Genomic DNA, 17,610 nt, shown 5'->3' with positions numbered 1-17,610 from the left:
GTTCTGGAACATGCAGTACGCGTTCAGAGGTCATCTTGTCGTTCTCTGTAACGAATCCACCGCGTCAGACGGAGAAGCATTTGCTGAAGGGTTCCGCAGGCTCGGACTGGGTAAGGTGATCGGCAAAAGGACCTGGGGCGGAGAAGTATGGCTTACGTTCAGTAACTGGCTCGTAGACGGGGGCATCGCGTCCGCTGCCGAACTGGGAGTATACGGCCCCGATGGTGACTGGCTCATCGAGGGCCACGGCGTGGATCCTGATATCGTAGTGGACAACCTCCCCCATGCCACATTCAAGGGTACCGACTCTCAACTGGACGCGGCGATCGCCCACCTCAGGGAATTGATCAAAAACAATCCCGTCGAGATACCGCCGGTACCTGATTATCCCGACAAATCATTCAAACATTGATGCGCGATTGCAGGGGGAGAGCTCCATGTAGCTCTCCCCTGTTTTTGACATACTGATTCTTGTCGAAGCAGGATTAAATACTTATTTTTCTCTTGGATTTATCAGGGCTGTTTATTATTCTTCTTATAGACTACCAATTTGGAATCAACCCTCGGAAGGATGATTGCCCAAAATGCGTGAAAGCATGATTGGATTGATTCAACCCAATAAGTCTTACTGGATGCCGACACATCCGGTACCAGCCGGGCCTGACTGCTGTTCCTCTCGGAAACCAGTAGTCTGCTCATATCCAGTCTATCCGATCCCGCCGCAAAGCTGCGTTTTGATTTGCCAGAGAAGTGCGTGGCCACTCTATGGGCCTGTCCGGTGATCAGAACACCGTCATGGTTTCTGATTCTTCCGGGCAGTCCCACTGGCATAGCAGTCCATGGAGGATCGCAATTAGCACAAAACTAGGTATCGAGGCTTTTACTGCCCTCGGCCTCACCCAGGTAGAGGCTGAAGTGTATGTGTATCTGATCCAGAACTCACCAGCTACTGGCTATGCTATCGCTAATGACATCGACCGGACCAAGGGAGCTATTTACAAGGTCCTCGGTTCTCTTGAGAAGCGTGGCGCGATCCTTGTCGAGGACACCGAAAAACGTCTGTGCAGAGCTGTTCCCCCGGAAGAATTCATCAATAGTCTTGAAAGTGATTTCAACAGGGAGACAAAGAAGGCCCTCGACGCTACGAAAGACCTCAACGACTCCCCATCAGACAAAGGCATATATCGGTTGTCGACTCCGAAACAGGTCTACGAGCGTGCAAGGACAATGCTCAGGGAAGCGAAAGCAATAGTCCTGATGGATATTTTTCCCGAGAACCTGAAGATTTTGAGGAAAGATATCGAAGAAACCGCCAGGCGGGGAGTCAAGATCGCTATGATCACCTATGAAAAAATAGAGATACCGGGAGTCTGGGTCTCAATCGAACATGATTACATCGAATCTCTGAACTCCCCTCCCATGAAGTATTTCAATCTCAGCCAGGACGGCTGCCAGTTCCTGATGGCAGCGACCTCGACCAGCGAAGAAAAGGTCATAGACGCATTCTGGTCGGCCAACCTCCTCTATGTCTGGTCATTATCGAGTTATCTCAAGAGTTCCATACTCTCGGCCGGCTACGAAGCCCTTGTAACCAAGGGAAGTTCCGCGACAACCTTAAAACGATACAGGGCCAAATGGTACAAGTTCCTACCCCATTTCATCTCACCAGCTTATGAGAAGCTGGTAGATCTGGGGCAGAAACCACAGAGATGCGATTGAATTGAGATCTCCTGAGCCAGTTTGATCATCTCCTTAAGTTTTTCTATTGCGGCTTTTCCTCGTGAATATTACATTTAATTGTCACTTCACCTGTCCGCCACAAGCTTGAAAACAGCGCAAATTTGCGAAGCTTTGCCAAATACCACGAGTGCATATCTCCAAAGCCGTCTGGGGTAATATGATGAATGAACAGGACTTGAAGCGTACCGTTTCTGTACACATTTTAAGAAGTACAATTTCTATCATGTTTTCCACTTTGATAGTGATCGGGTCATGCGCTGCTGCTTCAGAAATAAAAACGACATTTCGTTTCGATTCGCCTGCCACAACAACAGACTCCCGTGGTTTTACAACCCTGTCATTCCCTCGTACATATCAGGCCGCCAGGGCAGGCGAACCTTCATGCCCATACAGAGGTATTCGTATCCTCCTGCCCCCTGGCGAGGTAATCGGACAAGTAAGGACTGAAAAATCCGGATGGAGAGTACTTGGAACACCGCTATCACTCTCGCCAAGACAAAGGGCCGTACCTACTTCACGACGGACACCTTTGCCGGAAAGTGACAGGCCGTTTCTTTTGAATACAGCCGTCTACTCCACAGACAAATGGATCCACCCACCAGTATCGGAATTTTCTGTTCATTATCTTCGTGGCCACGCCATCGCGACCGGCACGCTTACGCCGGTAGGATATCAACCCGCGGCTAAGGCAGCAGGATACTGGTCTGAAGTCACCGTGATAATCGAAACGGTCACTTCCAGTCCGACCGACATCCGCCCGGTCGAGCGACGGAACGATCACAAAACATGTGAGCGCCTCTCCGCGCTGGTTGACAACCCGGGTGCAGTCGAACTGATGGCTTCCACTTCATCGTCTTCTCCATTTCAGTACGAATACATGATCATCACCAGCCAGGCACTCGCCGGTGCTTTCGTCGAACTCAGTGATTTTTACAACTGCAGGGGATTGAAGACCCGCATAGTTACCACGGAATATATCGAAACTGAATTCAAGGGAACCGACCTGTGTGAAAAGATACGAAACGCCATCAAACTTCATTATTCGAGTTACGGAATCGAATACGTTCTTATGGGCGGCGACACTGACATAGTCCCTTACCGGGGATTCAGATGTGTAGTGAGCTCGGACGATGCTCTGTACATGGAGGACGGTGTACCTTCCACGATCAGAGAGGATAACCGTATCCCTGCTGATATATATTTCTCCAACCTTGACGGTAAATGGAACAACAACGGGGATCACCTGTATGGTGAAGTCGGAGAAGAGGACCTCTACTCGGAGATCTCAGTAGGAAGAGCCTGCGTCAACTCCATCGCCGAAGCATCTGTCTTTGTACGTAAATCGACCATGTACCAGGACACTCCCGTTGCGACCCATCTGAGAAGAGCATTGCTTCTTGGTGAGGAATTGAACAACGATCCGGCTACCTACGGTGGGGATGATCTCGACGAACTTGTCGACACCTGCCAGGCGCATGGCTATTCGACGACCGGACTGCCTCCTGATTTCGATATCACAAGGTTTTATGACAGGGACATCTTCTCCTGGACAGGTCCGGACATAGTCCCCCAGCAGGTTAGCGCAGGGACACATTTGATCCTTCACTCTGGTCATTGTAATGTCTATTACGGCCTCCGTCTTGGAACCGCAACGATCACAAACGGCAATTTCCTCAATGACGGTACAAACGCAAACTTTCCAATAATCAACACTATCGGATGCCTTCTCGGCGCGTTTGAAGTTAACGACTGTCTGGCTGAATACATTACTGGCATAGACAATTTCGCCCTCGCGATAGTCTGCAACTCCAGATGGGGATGGTATACGCCAGGATCGACCGACGGAGCATCTCATCATTACCAGAGAGAATTCGTTGATGCGATCTTCGGGGAGGACATGACAAGACTGGGGTCGGCACACGCAAGATCCAAAGACGAAACAGCCGTCTACCTTACTTTACCGATCTACGCCGAGGAAGGGGTCATGCGCTGGTGTTTCTACTGCCTCAACCTTCTGGGCGACCCGGCGATTGACGTTTGGACAGATATCCCAACGGATATTATCGCGTCCCATGAGGATGCAATCATGAATAACGATGCCTTCCTTCCAATCGAAACCAACGTGCCATTCAGTAGAGGCACTATCTCGTGGAACGGAAGGTGTTATGCCTCGACTGTCGGTGATGCTTCCGGAGCGATCTCGATAGACCTCGCCGGAACACTACCCGCCGACACAGATTCCCTCCTGCTTTCGGTTACCGCTCACAACTGGTTGACTTATTACAGCATAGTCACGGTCCACGGAATCACCGGAGAGGAAGAGACTCCGACTGCAGGGCTCGCACTCCACAACAGTCCCAATCCGTTCAATCCCAACACCTTGTTCGTGTTGTCGATACCTGTCTCCGACCATGTGGATCTCCGGATATACGATGTTGCCGGAAGAGAGGTCAGTCGTGTGGTCGACCGGGAGATGGACGCTGGTACGCACAAAATAGTCTGGACGCCTGAGAATATTTCGAGTGGAGTTTACTTCTGTATTATGAAAAGCTCCAAAGCCACTATAACCAGGAAAATCGTTTTAATGAGATAAACCAGAGGGACGAATGAGTCAGCAGCAGTCGTCCCCGAAACTGCAATCGCGGACCAGGTCTTCAAGGGAAACATCCTCAAGAAAATCTCTGATCTGGACCTGAAGCTCTTCCAGTCTTCCTGCTACAGTGCAATGAGGCTTGTGCCTGCAGAAACGGACCTCTCCGATGCACTTGTTCATGGATACGGCTCCCTGGATAGCCTCCACTATATCATGCAGATTTATCGATGACAGGTCCTGCTTCAGCATGAATCCACCGGCAGGTCCCATTTTGCTTTTTACAAGCCCCGCACCTTGCAGTTGCTGCATGATCTTGCAGGCAAGCTGGTACGGAATATCGGCCATATCCGAAATTTTCCGTGTCGATACGGGCACACCTTCCTCAGCCTGGCCAACAAGGATCATCGCCCTTATCGCGTAATCCGTATTTCTTCTTATTACATCCATATTATTTAAATGGCCTGAGTCGACCGGCCGGCCGACTCAGGCTCCATTTCAGTCCGTCGTGCGGTTCGGACCGAAGTTATCACAAAACTCCTGCTGGTTCAACTCAAACCTCGATTACCTGTCCAGCCTCTCTCTTTTTCAATCCTGCAGGTCTGTAGTTCCACGAGCATCCTATCCTTTGTCACGTTTACTTTTTTTACCTTCATCTTCCCTGCAATCGGGAACGCAGACATGATCACCCTTCAGGCAGCAGCCGGGCGAACCAAGTGCCATCCCACATTTCCCACACTTCTTCATATCTTTTCGGCAGCAGTCCCCACTTCCCTTTACAAATCCGCACTTTCCACAAAGGTCATCCTTGCTCAGAGATCTCTGTAGATTGCAGCAACCGGGCGATCCCTTCGCGAGGCCACATTTTCCACAGGTCTTGATATCTTTCGCGCAGCATTCGTCTGTTCCCTTTATCTGTCCACACTTTCCACACAATCCTGCCTTTTTCACTCCAGCGGGTATCTTGCAACAACCGGGAGAACCCTTTGCAAGGCCGCATTTATCGCATTTGACAAGATCCTTGCTGCAACACTTCTCGCTTCCCTTTAAATGGCCGCAATGCGTACAAAGTTCATAAACAGCTTTATTTTTCAGAGATTTGCAGCAGTCACCCTTATCCGCGACACTACATGGAGCCTGGGTCGCACCACACTCCGCGACAGCTACCTGTCTGTCACTGCGACAGGACCGACCCTTCCTGACCGATCTTTCATCACCCTGCGCGAAAGCAACAGTCGCAAGCAGGACACTGGCCACCACAATAATGGCCACCGCTACCCACGGACCCTTATTCTTCCACATGACAACCCCTTTCTTTTGATTTATCCTCGTGCTGTACCAGGTTATTCTATCAGCGTTCAATCACTGATCCCCGGGCCAGCCTCACCAGCCCTATATAAGACTAGTATAGTCCTATATGATGATTCTGTCAATAGACATTTAAGATTGTGACTATTTCGATTGAAGCAGCAGGGGCCTGTCAATCATCCTCAGGACGAGGGATTGAGGCTTTCTTCAACCTGCCCTCGGCAAGATAGCTGTAGAGTACAGGGACGAGAAATACCGTGATCATGACGACGGTCATCCCTCCGAATGATGGGATCGCCATCGGGACCATTATATCGGACCCCCTGCCTGTAGACGTCAGAACTGGTATAAGGGCTAGTATCGTAGTCGCCGACGTCATCAGTGCCGGGCGTATCCTTCGCGTTCCCGCCAGTACGACCGCTTCCCTGACTTCGTCCGGCGTCGACGGCCGCCTGGACTTGAAAACCTGGCTGAGATAAGTCGTAATAACGACCCCGTCGTCGCTCGCAATACCGAAAAGCGCCAGGAACCCCACCCACACGGCAACGGAAAGATGATACTGTCGGATCTGGAACAATTGACGCATATCGATTCCGAATACCGAAAAATCCATAAACCAGCTTGTCCCGTACAGCCAGAGCATGATGAACCCGCCGGCCCAGGCCACGAAGATCCCGGAAAATACCAGGATCGATGCGGAAACATCCTTGAACTGAAAATACAGTATGAGAAATATGAGAAGCAGGGCCAGCGGCAGGACCACTGCCAGCTTCTTCTCCGATCGAACCTGATTCTCCCAGGTTCCGGCGAACGAATAACTCACGCCATCGGGAACAACCAGATCACCAGCTTCTATCCTGGAGTCGAGGACCCGCTTCACAGCCTCGATCACTTCCATCTCCGCCATCCCCTTGCGGCCGTCGAAGATCACATGCCCCACGAGAAACGTATCCTCCGACTTTATTACCATCGGGCCCCTGACAAAATCCATATCGGACAGTTCGCTGAGAGGCACCGATCTTCCACCCGGAGAATCGACCAGAACACTTCCTATCGCCTCCAGTGTGTTGCGCAGTTCCCTCTTGTAGCGGACCCTTATCGGGTACCTCTCCCTGCCCTCGACAGTCGTTCCCGCACGTCTGCCTCCTACCGCAGTTTCGATGACATTCTGAATATCCCTGATATGAAGTCCATATCTGGCCGCCTTCTCCCTGTCTATCGTTATCTCGATGTAAGGTTTCCCCACGATCCTGTCGGCGACGACGGCATCAGGATTGACCTCCGGGATCCTCTTCAGTAATAGTTCAAGCTGGAATCCGAATCCTTCTATGGTCTCGAGGTCGGGACCTTTGACCTTTATACCCATCGGAGCCCTCATTCCGGACTGCAGCATGACCAGTCGAGTCTCGATCGGCTGAAGCTTCGGCGCCGATGTAGTTCCTGTGATCTTTCCGGCTTTAAGGATCTCCCGCCATATATCGTCCGGGGAATCAATACCCTCACGCCAGTTACGGTAAGGCTGGCCCCCACTGTCGGGAATCAGTTTTCCATCATTGTCTCTCAGGAACTCATCCGATTTTCTGTCGAATCTGAACCGGAGCGGCCTGCCGTCATCTCCAGATATGAATTCGGATTTATAGTTGATCACCGTCTCTATCATCGATATCGGGGCCGGATCCAGTGGGCTGTCGACTCTGCCGATCTTTCCGACAACAGACTCGACCTCCGGAATCGAACTGAATGCCTTATCCTGGTGGTGAAGTATATCGAGCGCCTCTCCTATCGATGCGTGCGGCATCGTTGTGGGCATATAGAGGAACGATCCCTCGTCGAGCGAAGGCATGAACTCCCTGCCCAGGCCCGGAAAGGAATGATTCATCGCGACGAATGGCTTCGAAGATCTAATTCCTGCCGGAAGAAAACCCGTATACGAATCAAAGCCCAGCCAGATCATCCCGCCGAACAATACGAGAAAAAGAGGTATCGAAAGAAAAACCTTCCGGTGCCCGAGACACCACCTCAGTATCACTTCGTAATATCGCCTGAAGAACCTGAAAAACATCAGCCAGCCGCCAAGCAGAAAGAAGGTAAACATAAAATTCTTCCAGAGTGGGCTCGCATAACCGAGGGGACGCCAGTGCATCGTGAGAAAGACTGCTACAAGTATCATCAGAGCTGGATTGACAACCCTCTTCACCCGGTCCCTGTGCCTCTGGGACAATCTGTACGAAAACGCCGTCCATGCCGCGATCAGGATAAGGACCACTCCCGCCAGGAAAAAAGACTTTGCGGCAAGAAAAATCCCGGCGACGAAGATTGCAGCGGCTACCCTCCCGCGATTGAATCCACGCTTCTTTTTCTTAAAGAGCAGATGAGCGACAGCTGGCATGATGGAGAGCGCCACGACGACCGAAGCCAGCAACGCGAAAGTCTTCGTGTACGCGAGAGGCTTGAAGAGTTTTCCCTCGGCCCCCTGCATGGTAAATACCGGCAGGAAGGATATCACTGTCGTCGATATCGCTGTCAGGACCGCGCCGGCGACTTCGGCAGTAGCACGATAGACGGTTTTCAGCGTGCTTTCCCCCGCATCGGCCGAACGGAGTCGTCCCAGTATGTTCTCGGTAACGACTATTCCCATATCTACGATCGTGCCGATTGCTATAGCGATACCCGAGAGAGCCACAATATTGGCGTCCACGCCGAACAGCTTCATCGCGATGAATACGAGAAGGATCGTCAGGGGCAGGATACCCGCAATGAGAAGAGCCGCCCTGATGTGCATGAGCAGAAAAAGGACTACGATCACCGTCACGAGTATCTCGTCGACAAGCGCCACATTGAGTGTACCGAGCGTCTCGTATATGAGGCCCGAACGATCGTAGAACGGAACGATCCGTACCTGCGATACCGTACCGTCAGAAAGGACTTTCCGGGGGAGTCCTCTGGAGATCTCTGCGATCTTTGATTTTACATTCTTGATCACTTCAAGCGGGTTTTCGCCGTAGCGGACGACGACCACACCTCCGACCGCCTCCGCGCCACCCTTGTCCAGAGCGCCTCTGCGCATCGAGGGGCCCAGAGTCACGTTCGCCACATCTTTCACCCTCACAGGCGAGTTTTCATAATCCTTTATAACACTTTCCCCGATATCGGACGCGTCGTTCACGAAACCGATCCCACGAACAATATACTCGACCTTGTTTATCTCCATGTTTCCCGCCCCGACATCTATATTCGACATCCTGACGGCATTGAACACCTCGGACAGGCTGATGCCGTAGGCTGTGAGAGCGTCGGGATCGACATCGACCTGGTACTCTCTTACATGTCCTCCGATCGATGCCACTTCCGAGACACCCCCCGCGGACATCAGCGCGTATCGGACAGTCCAGTCCTGAATGGATCTCAATTCGTCGAGATCCCAGCCTCCTGCCGGCCGGCCATCCTCTCCATATCCTTCAAGTGTGTACCAGAATACCTGCCCAAGCGCGGTCGCGTCTGGACCGAGCGCGGGGCTTGCTCCCTCGGGCAGCAGCCCGGTGGGAAGGGCGTTGAGCTTCTCGATGATCCGGGAACGCGAATCGTAAAACCCCTCGGACTCCTCAAAGATCAGGTATATGGTGGAGAACCCGAAGAAGGAATAACTCCTGACCGTCCTGACTCCCTTTATTCCGAGGAGCGAAACGGTAAGCGGATAGGTGATCTGGTCCTCGATATCCTGGGGGGATCTTCCCATCCACTCAGTAAAGACTATCTGCTGGTTTTCGCCGATATCAGGAATGGCGTCGACAGAGACCGGATTCCCTGGAAGGCGACCCGAATTCCAATCGAATGGGGCCGACATGATTCCCCAGGCTATGATGAATATCACGGCGATAGCCACGACCAGCTTGTTACTGAGAAAATAATAGATGATCCCGTTAAGGAACGACTGTCCCTCCGGGCCTTCTCCCTCATTGTTCATAACTGATCACTCTTCCAGGTTCAATTCCCTCGGGGTTCGAGTCTTTCTCTTATCTCACCACATCTGAGCATCACCGAACCATAATGGGAATTATAGACCGTATCCACTTCCTGGATCCAGAATGCACCCTTATTGTCATTGGCCATCGGACAGAATGTAAGAAAATATGGCTCGATTCCCGCGTGCCCGAATATCCCATGCATCTCTATCATCGACTGCGACAATCCATCGAATTCTTTCCTGCAAATGGCTATGTCCTTTGCGGCGCCGCACCTTGTCGCGCTCGCCGATATCTCCTTTGACAACCTCTTCCAATCGTCCGCGAAAGAACCGCTGAAACCGGCAGGACCCACTTTGCCGACTCTTTCCGAAAGGACCGAATCGGCCTTCCGCGCCTCTTCAAGGTCGTCGCCCGCCAGAGCCATCTGCACGGCGAAATATGCCTCGTAGACCGGAGTCAGCTTCGACAACACATCCATGGTTGGAGAGCCAGGTGCAAGGTCGGTCGAGGGACTCATCATGCTCGGCCGTGCACGGATCTGGAGTTCACTGTCGATCTTGAACGCACCATTTACAACTACCTGTTCACCTTCGGAAAGTCCTGACCTGACGACATACTGATCGCCTGCCCTGGGACCGAGTTCGATCTCCCTTCCCTCGAATACCGGATCTCCCTCTCCGTCCAGTCTCACGTAGACAACGGCCCGTGTACCTGTCACAAGAGGCGCCGAAGCGTTTATGAGCAGAGGCAGTTCGCCGGCATCGTGCGAATGAGCCACTTTTCCGGCCCCATCCAGTGCGGCGTGGACCGTTCCTGAGACAAACATGTCCGGCTTCAATCTTCCTTCGGGGTTATCCGCTTCCACCCTTATTCCGGCAGTCCTGGTCCTCCCATCGAGGACCGGATCTATGAAGATTATCTCCCCTTCGAACAACTCGCCTGGAATCGATTCAGACTCGAATTCCACCCGCTGTCCCTGTCTCAGCCACGCGATGTCGGACTGATACGCTCTGAACGAGACCCAGACACTGGACAGGTCAGCAACCGTATAGATCACTGTGCCTGTATTGACATACATCCCCTCTACCGCGTCTTTCGTCACGACCGTGCCTGTGGTGGGCGAATGGATCACCAGTCGGTCGCTGGCCTTTCCTCTCTTCTCGATCTTGCCGATCTGCTCCGGTGTCAATCCATAGAGCCGCAGTTTTTCGCGCGCCGCGCCGAGTGTCCTGATCCTGGCCTTTTCCAGCACATTGCTGCCACTTTTTTCTTTCCCATCCGCGGCCTTCAATGCCTGTATCAACTCTTCCTGGGCACTGATGAGCCCGGGGGAATATATCTCGACCAGCTTCTCCCCCTCATTGACTATGGCACCGACATAATCAACGAAAAGGATGTCGAGACGCCCTGGCACTCTGGCAGTTATCCTTTCCACGCTCGTCTCGTTAAGGACCACCGTACCGAACAACCTTATTTTCGCCGAGGCCTTTCCACGCCGAACGGGAGCTGTCTCGATCGAGGCGAGAGCCGCCGCGGATTCCGTCAACCTGAGCTGGCTTCGATCCAGGCTTTCATCTTCACCGCCAGACTCGACCGGGATCAGATCCATGAAGCAGATGGGGCATTTGCCGGGCTCTTTTAGTTTGATGTCGGGATGCATGGAACAGGTCCATAATTGTTCTTCCTGTTTCACCGCGGCAGACCCATCCCCGGAAGCGTGTACACCATGATCGTGTCCCGCCATTACTTCCATTGAAGATTCGCCGCCATCCCCATTCCCTCCACACGCCGGAACGAGAAAGACAGTCAGAATAATCAGGACGACTGCCGGAAAGAATCTCCCTTTCATCTGTCCCTTACGGATCCAGTCCGCAACTGCGCGCATCATATCGCTTTCCTTCCTCTATCGACCGAACACTCAATGCTTGTGATCGTGGGATTCTCCGTCATGACTGTGTTCGTGTTTCTTTTCAGCTTTCTTTACGCCGTCCTTTATCTTTTTCAGAACTTCTTCCGGTGCCTTATCGAATTTTTCAGCACACTTGTCACTGCAGAAAAAGAGTCCCATACCATTATGATATCTGAAATGATCCTTGCTGACCGGGTGTCCCGACACTGGACACAACTCCTGCATATTCTGAAAAAGGACCTTTTCCTTTGCCGCTTTTACAAAGTATTTTCCGGGATCAGCATTGAACTTGTCGACACACATAGCACAGCAGAAGTACACCCTCTGTCCGTACATGTCAGAATATATCGTCGAATCGATCTCCCCACCCATCACCGGGCAGGTAGTCTGCAGTTTATATCCATCCGGAACGACTACTTTCCCTGCGGACTCATCCTTCTCCGCATAGAGGCCGCTTACGGAAAAGGCTACTATCAATACCGCGAACAGGATTCTGCTTATTACTTTCATGGCTTTCTCCTTTCATGTCCGGCGTTCATCGCCGGTCAATTCCATTTCCTGGACCGTCAGATCCCGAGAGATACTCGAGTTCCGCGATCTTCTTCGCTTTCATGGCGGCAGCATCGATCAACTTCAACCGGTAATCGAGGAGCTGACGCTGTGAGACGATGACATCAATAAAATCCGCGTTTCCCGCTTCGTATGCCGAGTAGGACGCTTCGAGAAGCTGCTCCGTCCTCGGCACGAGGCCATTCCTGAAAAGAGTTTCCTTTCTTTTATTCTCGCGCCAGGAGTTAAAGGCTGCTCTGGCGGCAACGATGATCTTGTTTTCCTTATCCCTTTTCCTGTACCTGTTCATCTCGGCGCTCGCCGACGCTCTGCGGACCATGGCGCCACTCCTTCCAAACCAGACAGGAAGGGAAAGGCTCAAATTGACCCCCCACGGATCTTTCCCACTGCCGACCATCATCGGATCGGCCGCCTCATCAGTCTGTATATAGTCAAAACCGATCGTTATGTCGGGCCAGTAACTCTTGCGCGCTACCCTTTCCGTAGCGAGCTCCCTTTCGATCATGTGTTCTACTGCCCTCAGATCGGGATTGTTTTCAATCACATTGTATTTCAATTTTTCCCATTCAGGTATCGGCTCGAATTCGGGTAGCCCATCAGGAACCGGAAGATCTACCGGATCAGGCAGTCCCAATACAGCTCCAAGCCTCGCTCCCGCCGTATCTTTCCTGTCTCCAAGGGAAGCTGCCCGCTCCTCGAGTCCGGCCAGTTCGACCTGAACGCGGATAAGATCTCCGTATGCTGATCTGCCCGACCTGTATCCGGCCATGACCACGGACTCATATACTTCCAGAAGCTCCATTTCCTCTTTGATGATCTCTGCACGGGCTCCGGCGACGTAATAATCGATATATGCGCTCCTGATACCAAAGACGATCCGGGACCTTTCAGACATGAAAGATTGCCAGGAGGCTCCGGCACTTTCCAGCGCCGCTTCTTTTTTCGCTCCCAGTGTCCCGAACCATGGAAAAGATTGACGGATACCGATTCGGTATACCTGTGGACCGACCCTCGTTTCGATGCTCTCGATAAAATATCCGAATGTCAGCACCGGGTCCGGCAGCCAGGAGACTTCACCGGCCCTGGCAAGCTCTGCCTTCCAGGAATAATACGCGGCATTGATTCCGGGATTGTTCTTCAGGGCAAAGAGAATGTAATCATCGATATCGCCTTCGGGATCGAAGGATAGATCTTCTTCAGCGATGTTATGATCGGTATGCAATACGGCGTTCCTCGCCGAGGCATTCCAGCAGGGAACTATCAAGATGCTCACTGTCAGGATGAATGCCAGAGAACGCCGCGTACGCAGACCCGACAGATCTTCTTCTGGCGAAGCAGTCATTTTCTTCCACTCCATACCGGAGACATCTGTCTCAACCTGTCGACTGTATCAGTAGCGGTCTTTACCACATAATCTATATCATCGGCGCTACTCGAACGCCCCAGCGTCATCACAACGGAACCATGGACATCCTCGTGCTGCAGCCCCGTCGCGAGAAGGACATGTGAAGCCTGAAGGGTCTGCGAGGAACAGGCAGAACCTGTAGACACCTGTATGCCGGCTTTGTCCAGCCACAGGAGTATTCCCTCTCCCTCGATCGCAGTGAATCTCACGCTGACATGATGGGGCAGCCTGTTCACGGGGTGGCCCGTGAGATATGTCTGCTCGACCTTGAGCAGCCCCGCGATCAATCCGTCTCTTATCTTCATAAGCCTGGCGCTTTCGTTCTGCATCTCTTCAGCTGCTATTTTCGCCGCTTCACCCATTCCCACAATCGCAAAGACATCCTCCGAGCCGGACCTGAGACCTTTCTCCTGTCCCCCCCCCGGCATCACTGACTGGAGCTTTACACCCTTTTTGACATAAAGCGCTCCCGCGCCCCTCGGTCCATAGAGATCGTTCGAAGAAAGGGTAAGAAGATCTATCCCGTCAGCCCGCACATCTATCGGTATCCGGCCCGCGGCAGCCACCGCATCCACATGCAACAGAGATCCATTGGTGTGGACTATTTCGCTGATCTCTCTCACCGGCTCTATCGTGCCGATCTCGTTATTGGCCAGCATGACCGAAGTCAACACTGTCCCGTCATCAACAATCTCATCCAGCTTTTCCAGATCTATTATCCCAAATTCATCCACCGGGACCAGTTTCGTCTCGAAACCATTCTTTCCCAATTCCTTCACCGGATTGAGTACCGACATGTGTTCGATCTCACTGGCTACGACTTTTCTGCCCATCTTGTCCGCATTCCTGTACGCGGCGCCGCGTATGGCAAGATTGCTGGCTTCCGTAGCGCTTCCAGTGAAAATGATATTTTTCGAAGATTCTGCATTTATCAGGCTGGCGATTTTCTCTCTTGCCTTTTCCACGGCTTCGCTCGCCTCGAGCCCGAGCGAATACTGGGAAGAAGGGTTCGTGAAATTACCTGTCAGAAACTGCGAGGCAAATTCTATCACTCGCTCGTCGACCGGCATAGCTGCCTGGTGATCCATGTATATATTTTTCATCTCAGCCTCACTTCCTACAACGTCATCACGACATCCGCATCAAGCGAAAGATCTGTGAGAGTCGCGGCCCCCACTATCTTTGCTTCCGGGATGAAATCGCCCCTGGCCATCCCAAACAGTTGAGTACTCTGTTCGCAGACATAGAGCTTTACGCCGGCACTTACCGCCTGGTCGATTATCGATTTCAGATCGGGAAAGGTTCCCATCTTTACCTTCTCCGCCTCTCCGTTCTTTACTACAGTCACTCCCTTTATCATGAAGAAGATCGAAGCTTCCACGCCCATCGCGGTAGCCGACATCCCGAGAATAAAAGGCGAATAGAGCCGTTCGGGAGTATCTACACCGCTGGTCTGGACATAAAGGATCTTATCCTTTTTCTTACTCATCCTGATTCCCCTTTCGTATCAGGAATGTCATTACGAGGCCTTCCTTCTCCAGGCTTAGAAGGTTGTTTCCCGTCCTCCTGGCCCACCTCGTTATATCTTCCTCTGCGGCTGGATCGTCAGCCATCACTTTCAATATCTGCCCTTCTTCCAGTTCATCCATCTCTTCACGGGTACTTGCTACCGGTATGGGACAATACAACCCCACACAGTCAAGCTCCACGTCCCATCTTATGTTATTACCTTCATCTGCCATATTATCTTTTCCTCGATGTCATAATATCTTTCCTCCGACAGATACAGTGATCTCCTTCAGATCGATATCGACCCCGGCTTTCTCCATGGCCTTTCTGATGATCACGCCCACACCACCGCAGCACGGCACTTCCATCTTCAGGATCGTTATTGACGGTATCTTGTGAGTAGAAAAGATAACTGCCAGCTTATCTATATATTCCTCAAGCCCGTGATCCAGCTTGGGGCAGAACATGATCACTATTTTCCCCTTCACGAATTTCCTGTGAAAATCCGCGTAGGCGAAGGGCGAACAATCTGCCGCGACGAGAAGATCGGCATCATCAAAATAGGAAGCCCCTGGGTTGAGAAGTTTAAGCTGCACAGGCCACTGCCGAAGCTCGGACTCGATCTCCTGATTGCCGATGGAAGCGTTCTCCGAAGTCTTTTCATCCTCACGCATATCGATCGCCATCGTCCCAAGGCATCCTGAACAGCCCCCTCCCGGCGGCGCGGCTGCTTCTCCAGCCACCTCCGGTTCGCTCTCCCCTCCAAATCCCGGCACTTCGATTCCCTTTTCTCCAAGATATTCCAGAGCGGTCTTGAGAAAACCGGTCTCTCCGTGGTCGTCCAGATGCTTGAGATGAGCTACGATAGTATTCATTCCATGGTCGATGATGTTATCCATCACCTTTCGCTCGTCGTATGGCTCTGCCTCCCTCTCCTCGACCGAGATAGCCCCCTCCGGGCATGTGCCTATGCATGCTCCGAGCCCGTCACAAAACAGGTCGCTCACAAGCCTCGCCTTTCCGTCTATCAGCAGAAGGGCTCCCTCCGGACAATCCGGTATACATAATCCGCAACCGTTACACTTCTCATCATCGATCTTTATTATCTGCCTTTTCATGGTGTCTCCCGCCTATCACACTTAATATCATTATAAGATTATAATCATTACAATCTTATAATAATTATACGTCGGTTAGTACGATTTGTAAAGGGAAATGGGAATAATTTCAATGATTAATATGGAAAAGCCGCCGGTTGTCGCGGCGGCTCCATCGTAATCCTGAAAACTCTCACATCCACAATAATCAGGTGTACAGTTGAAAACAGACACCTCCCTAAAATCGTGCCGAAGTAAATCTCCTCTTTCAGCTATGACCTCTCTCTGAATTTCTTTATCTCTGCTGATATCCTGATTATATGCTTCTGCTCTTCCTCGATCAGCATATCTATCTTTTTGGCGCCGAGGTCTTCTCTTGTAAGAGCTTTCATACCGGAAAAAAACAGTATCGTATCTTTCTCAAAGGTCAACGCGGCGTTCAGGGCGCTGATCGGGTCAGCTGCATCTTCGGCTACCTTTTCAGCCTCTCTCACATTAGAGAACAGCCTTGATTTGACCAGGGCCTCGAGGTAAAGGTTGTTCAGCCCCTCTGAATCGATAACAGTCGGTGAAGTCGTCTCCCCACCAAGCTCCTCGCGCATCTTCTTGAAGATCTCCCAGTGATTGTTCTCCTCGCCGGCGAGATACTCAAATACCTTCTTTACTTCAGCGTCAGTCGCCAGTTCGGCTGCCTTAATGTAATAAGCCTCGCCATTTTTCTCTACATCCATACCCATCTCGAACACTTCATCTGCATTAAAACTGATTCCCATTGAAATCTCCCTCTCCTAAACTGCTGAATGAGTCAGCAGTCCTTTATATTATTGTGAAAATCAGGCTTCCTCGAACATATCCTTGCCAACACCACACTCAGGGCAGACCCAGTTTTCGGGCAGGTCCTCAAAACTCGTTCCAGATTCTATGCCTGCGTCGGGATCACCGATCTCCGGGTCGTATATGTAACTGCAGATCGTGCATCTGTACTTCTTCATCTCTCTTGCCCCCCCTGTTTGAAGTCTACACCATCAGGGATCCTTCTCATTCCTCCATGAATCCGGAAGAATCCATATCAAACCAGTAAAAACCTCCAATGAGCTGATTTCTTTCAGCTACAAGAAGGTTGTAATGTCCTGTCTCCATTTCGGCCAGGTCGAGAAACATTTTCTTTACCTCGTCATGCGAAGTAATCCCGGCCTGTTGCCCGTAAAATTCGGCCGCTCTCGATTCTGCCTCAATAGCGATATCGAGAGCTTCAATTGCGCTCGTCCGCTCTTCGACCTTGAAACCCCTTATCTCCGATTCAAGTAACTTCCCGCTATCGGGCTCGAACTCCTTGTCGAACAGTTTTTGATACCAGGATTCGAGAGTAGTCCTGTGGCCTTCCTCATCCTTCGAGAGTTGGCTGAATCTCTTGACACCCTCGGGATTGGTTATAGTTTCAGCTATAAACCTGTAAAAATCCCTCGCACCTATCTCTCTGTATATCGCCATTTCCAGCGAAGCTCTGAGATCACCAT

Annotated in this window: 16 protein-coding genes; 3 read left to right on the top strand and 13 right to left on the bottom strand. The window is 51.6% G+C overall.

Annotated features, from left to right (window positions below):
• The 3 genes from KOO63_01090 to KOO63_01080 all read left to right on the top strand — a co-directional run.
• Positions 1–412 (top strand): protease (locus KOO63_01090; protein MBU8920430.1); only part of this gene is annotated, 412 nt, incomplete at its 5' end.
• 383 nt (positions 413–795) lie between these two features.
• On the top strand, positions 796–1,719 hold the full coding sequence (locus KOO63_01085; GenBank protein MBU8920429.1) for a hypothetical protein: 924 nt from the start codon (positions 796–798) through the stop codon (positions 1,717–1,719).
• A gap of 550 nt (positions 1,720–2,269) precedes the next feature.
• Positions 2,270–4,333, top strand: a complete 2,064-nt coding sequence (locus KOO63_01080; protein ID MBU8920428.1) for a T9SS type A sorting domain-containing protein — start codon at positions 2,270–2,272, stop codon at positions 4,331–4,333.
• An 18-nt stretch (positions 4,334–4,351) separates the two neighbouring features.
• On the opposite strand, the gene KOO63_01075 is transcribed toward KOO63_01080, so the two are convergent.
• The 13 genes from KOO63_01075 to KOO63_01015 form a co-directional block, all read right to left on the bottom strand.
• Positions 4,352–4,780, bottom strand: coding sequence for an Rrf2 family transcriptional regulator (locus KOO63_01075; protein MBU8920427.1), 429 nt, complete (start codon positions 4,778–4,780; stop codon positions 4,352–4,354).
• Positions 4,781–4,951: 171 nt separating this feature from the next.
• Entirely contained in the window at positions 4,952–5,632 is a 681-nt protein-coding gene (locus KOO63_01070) for a hypothetical protein (protein ID MBU8920426.1), read from the bottom strand.
• 178 nt (positions 5,633–5,810) lie between these two features.
• A complete protein-coding gene (locus KOO63_01065) occupies positions 5,811–9,602 on the bottom strand; it encodes an efflux RND transporter permease subunit (protein MBU8920425.1) in 3,792 nt (1,263 codons plus the stop codon).
• A 20-nt stretch (positions 9,603–9,622) separates the two neighbouring features.
• Positions 9,623–11,491, bottom strand: coding sequence for an efflux RND transporter periplasmic adaptor subunit (locus KOO63_01060; protein MBU8920424.1), 1,869 nt, complete (start codon positions 11,489–11,491; stop codon positions 9,623–9,625).
• 30 nt (positions 11,492–11,521) lie between these two features.
• Positions 11,522–12,022: a YHS domain-containing protein gene (locus tag KOO63_01055; protein ID MBU8920423.1), complete on the bottom strand. Its 501-nt coding sequence runs from the start codon at positions 12,020–12,022 to the stop codon at positions 11,522–11,524.
• Between the two features lie 25 nt (positions 12,023–12,047).
• The gene (locus KOO63_01050; protein ID MBU8920422.1) at positions 12,048–13,424 is read right to left on the bottom strand and encodes a TolC family protein; all 1,377 of its coding nucleotides are present in this window, start codon (positions 13,422–13,424) and stop codon (positions 12,048–12,050) included.
• The gene (locus KOO63_01045; protein MBU8920421.1) at positions 13,421–14,590 is read right to left on the bottom strand and encodes a cysteine desulfurase; all 1,170 of its coding nucleotides are present in this window, start codon (positions 14,588–14,590) and stop codon (positions 13,421–13,423) included. Before KOO63_01045 ends, KOO63_01050 begins: the two co-directional genes overlap by 4 nt.
• A gap of 14 nt (positions 14,591–14,604) precedes the next feature.
• Complete coding sequence (locus KOO63_01040; protein MBU8920420.1) at positions 14,605–14,976, bottom strand: DsrE/DsrF/DrsH-like family protein; 372 nt, start codon at positions 14,974–14,976, stop codon at positions 14,605–14,607.
• Complete coding sequence (locus KOO63_01035) at positions 14,969–15,229, bottom strand: sulfurtransferase TusA family protein (GenBank protein ID MBU8920419.1); 261 nt, start codon at positions 15,227–15,229, stop codon at positions 14,969–14,971. The genes KOO63_01040 and KOO63_01035 overlap by 8 nt, the downstream gene beginning before the upstream one ends.
• A gap of 18 nt (positions 15,230–15,247) precedes the next feature.
• Positions 15,248–16,114: a 4Fe-4S binding protein gene (locus KOO63_01030; GenBank protein MBU8920418.1), complete on the bottom strand. Its 867-nt coding sequence runs from the start codon at positions 16,112–16,114 to the stop codon at positions 15,248–15,250.
• A 251-nt stretch (positions 16,115–16,365) separates the two neighbouring features.
• On the bottom strand, positions 16,366–16,866 hold the full coding sequence (locus tag KOO63_01025) for a ferritin family protein (GenBank protein MBU8920417.1): 501 nt from the start codon (positions 16,864–16,866) through the stop codon (positions 16,366–16,368).
• Positions 16,867–16,926: 60 nt separating this feature from the next.
• The gene (locus KOO63_01020) at positions 16,927–17,085 is read right to left on the bottom strand and encodes a rubredoxin (protein ID MBU8920416.1); all 159 of its coding nucleotides are present in this window, start codon (positions 17,083–17,085) and stop codon (positions 16,927–16,929) included.
• 46 nt (positions 17,086–17,131) lie between these two features.
• A partial coding sequence (locus tag KOO63_01015; protein ID MBU8920415.1) for a ferritin family protein occupies positions 17,132–17,610 on the bottom strand: 479 nt, incomplete at its 5' end.

The organism is Candidatus Latescibacterota bacterium (assembly GCA_019038625.1).
Taxonomy (GTDB): Bacteria; Krumholzibacteriota; Krumholzibacteriia; order Krumholzibacteriales; family Krumholzibacteriaceae; genus JAGLYV01.
The sequence above is the reverse complement of the archived record's forward strand: the minus strand, read 5'-3'. Positions and strand labels throughout refer to the sequence as shown.